Below are 5,343 nucleotides of genomic sequence, written 5' to 3' on the forward strand. Positions count from 1 at the left end.
CCCCATTCTCCCAGTGCGAGCGCACTTTTCGCGTTCACGACACCCGAAACCTACCGATCACCGTGAAATATCCAGGTGAGTGTCGCGGGTTTTGCCGCCATATCCGGACAGCAGAGGGAGAAGATGCGCTCGCCCCTCACAGGCCGTATTGCTTTGACCAGCAGCAGAATCCGCCTTCTGCGGGATGGTCCTCTCTGGGCCAGTCCTTGACTTACCCAGACGGGTTTGCGGCGCGGCACTTGGCTAAATTGACCTTTAAATCCCAGGGGATTGGCCACTTCCGATGCGGTTCCGCCTTCCAATGTGGCGCCATTTGCCTGTGGCTTACTCGACGAAAGCGTCGCGTCGCACGGTTGAGGCTGTCTGGTCGGCCCTTAAAATTGAAAAGCCGCCAAATCAGGTTCGAGAGTCGTCAGCTGAGTCTCGATCAGGCTGCGCGCGCCGCGTGACTCTAGGAGCCCTGCAAGCGTCCCTGGCTTTTGGTCGGCCAGTCATCGCCTGCTTCGTGTCCGCCTCATCAAAAAACAACGTGAGAGCCTGCGAGTCGTCGCTGCCGATACTTCGGTATATGGCTGGTGTGGTCGCGTTAGCAGCCAGCAGAGGTGAAGCTCAACGCAGCGGTCACGTCGAGCAGGCGCGGCTCTGGGGGACGAGCATGTTTTTTTCGCCTTGCGCGTAGATAAATGAAGAAATGAAGAAAGAGGAAACCCCATAGAGTTATATATCTGCAGTTCACGCGCGTATTTCTTCATTTCTTCATTTCTTCACCTACACGCGAGGAACATATTTCTTCACTGGGTGGTGAGGAATCGGGGAGCCGCCGGTACTCGCCTTGGCGGGGGTTGAGGATCAGTCCGCGCTCGAAGAGACGCCTCAGCATTTGCCCAGCCGCCTTATTGTCCTTGGCGAACCCGGCGTGGAAAACGTCCATTGGTGTGACAACCCCTTCCTGCCGGTTGACGTGGTTGAGGACCAGCTGCATCTGCGGGCTGAGTGGGCGGGGTCCTTTGCGTGGCGCCAGCAGCTCGCTGGCACTGACATCAGACTCATCACCGAGGACAAACGTGCCGACTTCCACATCCTCGCCGGTGGAGACCGTCACCCATTTGCTCTCGATGGCGAACTCCAGTGAAAGGTCCTCCCGGCCACATGAGTTCTTGGCCTGGCTCATGACCCGCAGCGGGGCACCGCCGATTGGAGAGGCCTCCTTAGCGAAACCGAACACGCAGCGGGCCACCTCGCCGAAGGCCGATCCGCCGTTGATGCTTGAGATGAGATCCCCAGTGGTCCCCTTGACGAAGTGCACGATGCCGATGACGATCCCGTCGATGGCCTCCGCGATCCGGATCCACGGGTCGAGGGCCTCTCGCAACTCGTTGGAGCGGTAGATGTCGGTCTTGCCTTTGATCGTTGACATCACCGGGTCCACGACGATGACCGTGATTTTCTGCGTGATCAGGTCCGCGGTCAGCCTGTGTTCATCCTCATCGGCCAGCAGGGCAACGTATTTGCCCTCGGCGGTCTTCACCTTGGGAGTGACGATCCGCTTCATGTCGGCTCCGGCCGCCCGCAGCGCGGGCTTGAGAACGTATTTGGCTGTCTCTTCAGCGGCAAGATAGGCGACAGTCTGCGGCTTGTCCTTCCAGCACCCCTCCAGCTCACCCCTGCTGAACCGGGTGGCAAACCAGCGAGCGCCGGTTGATTTTCCGGTGCCGGGGCGGCCGCCGAAAAGAGTCAGTGCGGCGATCTGTATTCGGCCGAGCCCTTCGTGGGTCCAGGCCCACTTGGGGGCGGCGTCGGGGATGTCGTCCAACGAGATCCACTCGATCTCGCGGCGCTGACCATCTTTGACGGTCCTCTCGACTGGGACGGCCCTCGGGCTCTTGCGCCCAATGCGAAACCCCGACCCGATGGTGGCCAGCACCGCCCACCCCCCGTCCTCGTCGGCCAGACCGCAGTCCACGGCGGCAAGCTCCAGCCTGTCCACCACAACCTGTTCGTCCATCCCCGCACCGGCCACGAACGACGCACACTTCAACGCGGCGAGGAACAACGTGTCGTTGCGCTCACCCGGCAAGCTGGTAGCCACCTTCGTGGCGTTCTCCTCCAGCACCCTGTCGAGGTAGGCGCGCTGGCGGGCGTCGGGCGGCGCACCGCTCCACGGCTGCGATCTCTCGAAGTCGAAGTCGGCCGTGTCTTTCCGCTTGGCGGCCGTCGTCCTGACGTTGGTGTACCTCTGCTCGGCCACCCACTGCGCCAGCGCCGCGGCCCCATCGGGATCACCCTCGGTACCCAGCGCCTGCAGGTCATCGAACAGTACGGTGTAATCCTTGCCCGGATACTTCAACCGCTTGGTTAACGGTAAGAAGACGTTGCGGCCGTGCGACTGAATATCCAACCCGGAGAACTCCGCTAGTTCGTCGCCCTTTTTCCAAGATGTGCTGGGCAAGTCCTCATGCCCGGCGACATAGAAGTGCCTGCCCCCGCCGGGAGTGGTGACCTCGGCGAAGATGCGCACCCTCAACTCGGCCAATAGCGCCTGTACCCTCTCGACGTCGCCGCCGTTGCGTGGATCGACGTCTACCACTGCGATCGGCTTGCCGCAGATTGCGCACAGTGCCTGGCCGAAGCGATACTCCCCGATGCGGGCCTCGTTCCCCTCGGCGGTCAGGCTCGGCCAGCCCTTCGGCCGCACAAACTCTGGGTCGCCGGGTTGCCGCAGAGTGACCTCCTCCAGCTCGCCGGCGTCGTTAGGCACAATCTCACGGCGCCCGCCCGGCTCAGCGGAGAAAAGTGAAACTCCAAGCTCGGCCAGGTGCTCGATGAACGCCAAGGCGATTTGGACATCTTCACCTGCGGCGTCACCGTTGCTAGAATGACTTTTGCCAGCATCTTTGTCAGTGTTGGTGATCTGGGGGCCGTGGGCCGTTCGTGAGGCGGCCCCTTTCTCATTGATCACGGGGTTTCACCGCCAACAAGGCTTTTGGCCTCCTGGGCGGCAAACCATTCCGTTGTGCGCTGGCGCGAGTAGAAAACCCTGCAACCCAGTACTACATGCGGCGGCCATGGCAGGCCGAGTGCCCTCGCCCGCTTCTCCTGGCGGTCCTTGACGCCGAACTCCCGCAGCCATTCCATGCGCGGCACTCGGTCGTCTTTGTCGTAAAGCACAATTCACCTCCGACCAGGGCAGAGAGTCTGCCCTTTCATCTTTTCCGGGTGCGGAGGGGCAAAAACACAGTGCCGCGCACCAAAGTTTTTAGCGGCACGCCGACGGAGAGTCGGAGTCTCATCGTTGATGCCCCCTGACACGATCACCGCCTCCACTCCCGTTCAGGCGTTGGGACTTGGCCGCATGTAACGCAATCCGGTCAGTGGTTGAGTCAGGCGCATCGCCGTTCGGCAAGTCGGACTGGGTCTTGTGCCGCGACAAGTAGACACCGCCCCTCACGCCGCATCGCCGCTCGTCAGAACCTTCCTGAGGAACGCCGCGATCGAATCGCCCGATATAAAGGCTCGGCGGCCGATACGGATCCGCCTCAGCTCACCGGCGTCTATCAACTCGTAAACCTTTGAACGGGAAATACCGCCAATGAATTCGGGCACTTTGGGTATGGCTACCAGTGGGGGAAATTGTTCATTCTCCATTAGTGACTTCCTTCGCCTGCGGATGCCGCCTGACGTTGATGGATGGCATGACGCAAGTCTGGACGCGTTCTGGGTTCGGCGCAATGCGCGTTAATGGCACTCTGAAGGGAGCAGTGAACCGTATAGTCCCGAGGTCAACCCAGCTGGAAGGAGGGTCGACCGTCAGATTGAATGTGACGCAAATCACACGCTCTGAGGCGGTATTCAATGCGCAAATTATTTATTAGCATAATAAGTTGAATCATTTAGCTGTCGTGATTGATATGGGCGAGCCGTTAAAGTGAGGAAACAACGCAACTTGACAAACTTAATATTGATTAGATCGTTTGGAAATAATTGTTACGAGTCTCGTCCGGTCACAAAGGTATGTCAGTGTGCAGCTGTATTCTTTCGCGGATGACGAGAAGACAATTGCCGCCACAGATTCGCAAAGTCAACACACGTGACCGCAAAACTGGCAGAACCGTTGTGCGGTACCAGCTTACCGTCGACGCAGGTATCAACGCCGAGACGGGGAAGCGGCAGCAGGTTCGGCGCCGATACGCTACGGAGCGTGAGGCGCGCGCTGCCCTGGCGGAGATCGGCGACGCCGCGGTACAGGGCACGTTCGTACCTCGTCGTGCCAACACGGTTCGTGAGGTCTGCGAGAACTACATCAAGGGGCGCCACAAGCTGCGTGCCACCTCCAAGGCAAAGCTCGAATACGACCTGCAGCCGTTGATCGAGCGGCACGGTGACGAGCCCGTGCAGCGGCTCACCAAGGCGCACATCGACGATCTGGTGGCTGACCTGCTCGCGGGAGGCACCACAACGGGCAAGGGCCGCACGCGGCGGCCCTGGGGTGCCATCGCGGTGAACAAGTTCACCCAAAGCCTCGCGATGGTGCTTGCCGACGCTCAGCGTCAGGGCCTCGTCGCGCGGAACGCCGCCGAGCACGTGGACCCCGTGGCGGTCAGCCACCGCAGCGTCGATACCTACACCGAGGCGGAGGTGCAGTCGCTGCTCACCTCGATTGCGGGCGACCGGCTCGCGCACGTTTGGGAACTCGCGCTGTGCGGCCTGCGACGGGGCGAGATTGCTGGTTTGCGGTGGGCCGACGTCGACCTCGATGGCAACACCGTGTCTATCGCCAACAACCGCGTTGACGCGGGCGGCCACGCCGTCGAGAACGATCCCAAATCAGCGACTTCGCGGCGCACATTGCCGTTGCCCGCCCGCCTGGTGTCGGTGCTGAGGACAGCCAAGGCGCGCCAGGCGGCCGAACGGTTGGCGGCAGGTTCGTCGTACCGCGCAGGCGAGTACGTCGTGAGCAACGAGATCGGCGACCCCTACCACCCGCAAGTGCTGTCGCGGTATTGGCAAGACGCGGTGAAATCGGCCGGGTTGCGACCCATCAAGCTGCACGCAGCGCGTCACACGGCGGCCACTGCGATGCACCTTGCCGGGGTGCCCGTCGCGGTCATCGCCGCATGGATTGGGCACAAGGACGCGAGCCTCACCATGCGGCTATACGCGCACTCGCAAGACGACGCATTGAAAGCCGCTGGTGACACTTTCAACCGGGTTGTGACAACGTCGTGACACTGAGGCCGGTACTCGAATCGTGCGAACAGCGTTGCCACAGCTCAGGTATGGAGCCGATGACGGGAATCGAACCCGCGTATTCAGCTTGGGAAGCTGATGTTCTGCCATTGAACT

At 61.2% G+C, this 5,343-nt stretch carries 4 protein-coding genes; 1 reads left to right on the forward strand and 3 read right to left on the reverse strand.

All coding sequences use genetic code 11. The features are described 5' to 3' along the window. Nucleotides 1-748 precede the first annotated feature (748 nt). From ABDV69_RS19955 to ABDV69_RS19965, 3 genes are all read right to left on the reverse strand, one after another. A complete protein-coding gene (locus ABDV69_RS19955; RefSeq protein WP_343577472.1) occupies nucleotides 749-2,959 on the reverse strand; it encodes an AAA family ATPase in 2,211 nt (736 codons plus the stop codon). Continuing rightward, nucleotides 2,956-3,168, reverse strand: coding sequence for a hypothetical protein (locus ABDV69_RS19960; RefSeq protein ID WP_343577473.1), 213 nt, complete (start codon nucleotides 3,166-3,168; stop codon nucleotides 2,956-2,958). The genes ABDV69_RS19955 and ABDV69_RS19960 overlap by 4 nt, the downstream gene beginning before the upstream one ends. A gap of 276 nt (nucleotides 3,169-3,444) precedes the next feature. Further along, nucleotides 3,445-3,645 carry a helix-turn-helix domain-containing protein gene (locus ABDV69_RS19965; protein WP_343577475.1) on the reverse strand — a complete coding sequence of 67 codons (201 nt, stop codon included), beginning with the start codon at nucleotides 3,643-3,645 and terminating at the stop codon, nucleotides 3,445-3,447. A 468-nt stretch (nucleotides 3,646-4,113) separates the two neighbouring features. On the opposite strand from ABDV69_RS19965, the gene ABDV69_RS19970 reads away from it, so the two are divergent. After that, nucleotides 4,114-5,226, forward strand: coding sequence for a site-specific integrase (locus ABDV69_RS19970; RefSeq protein ID WP_343577477.1), 1,113 nt, complete (start codon nucleotides 4,114-4,116; stop codon nucleotides 5,224-5,226). Nucleotides 5,227-5,343: the final 117 nt, after the last annotated feature.

The organism is Mycobacterium sp., assembly GCF_039583785.1.
Classification (GTDB): domain Bacteria; phylum Actinomycetota; class Actinomycetes; order Mycobacteriales; family Mycobacteriaceae; genus Mycobacterium.

Bases quoted from the DNA above. Each gene is read 5' to 3' on its own strand.
- ABDV69_RS19965 (WP_343577475.1), bottom strand. From the start codon at position 3,645: ATGGAGAATGAACAATTTCCCCCACTGGTAGCCATACCCAAAGTGCCC.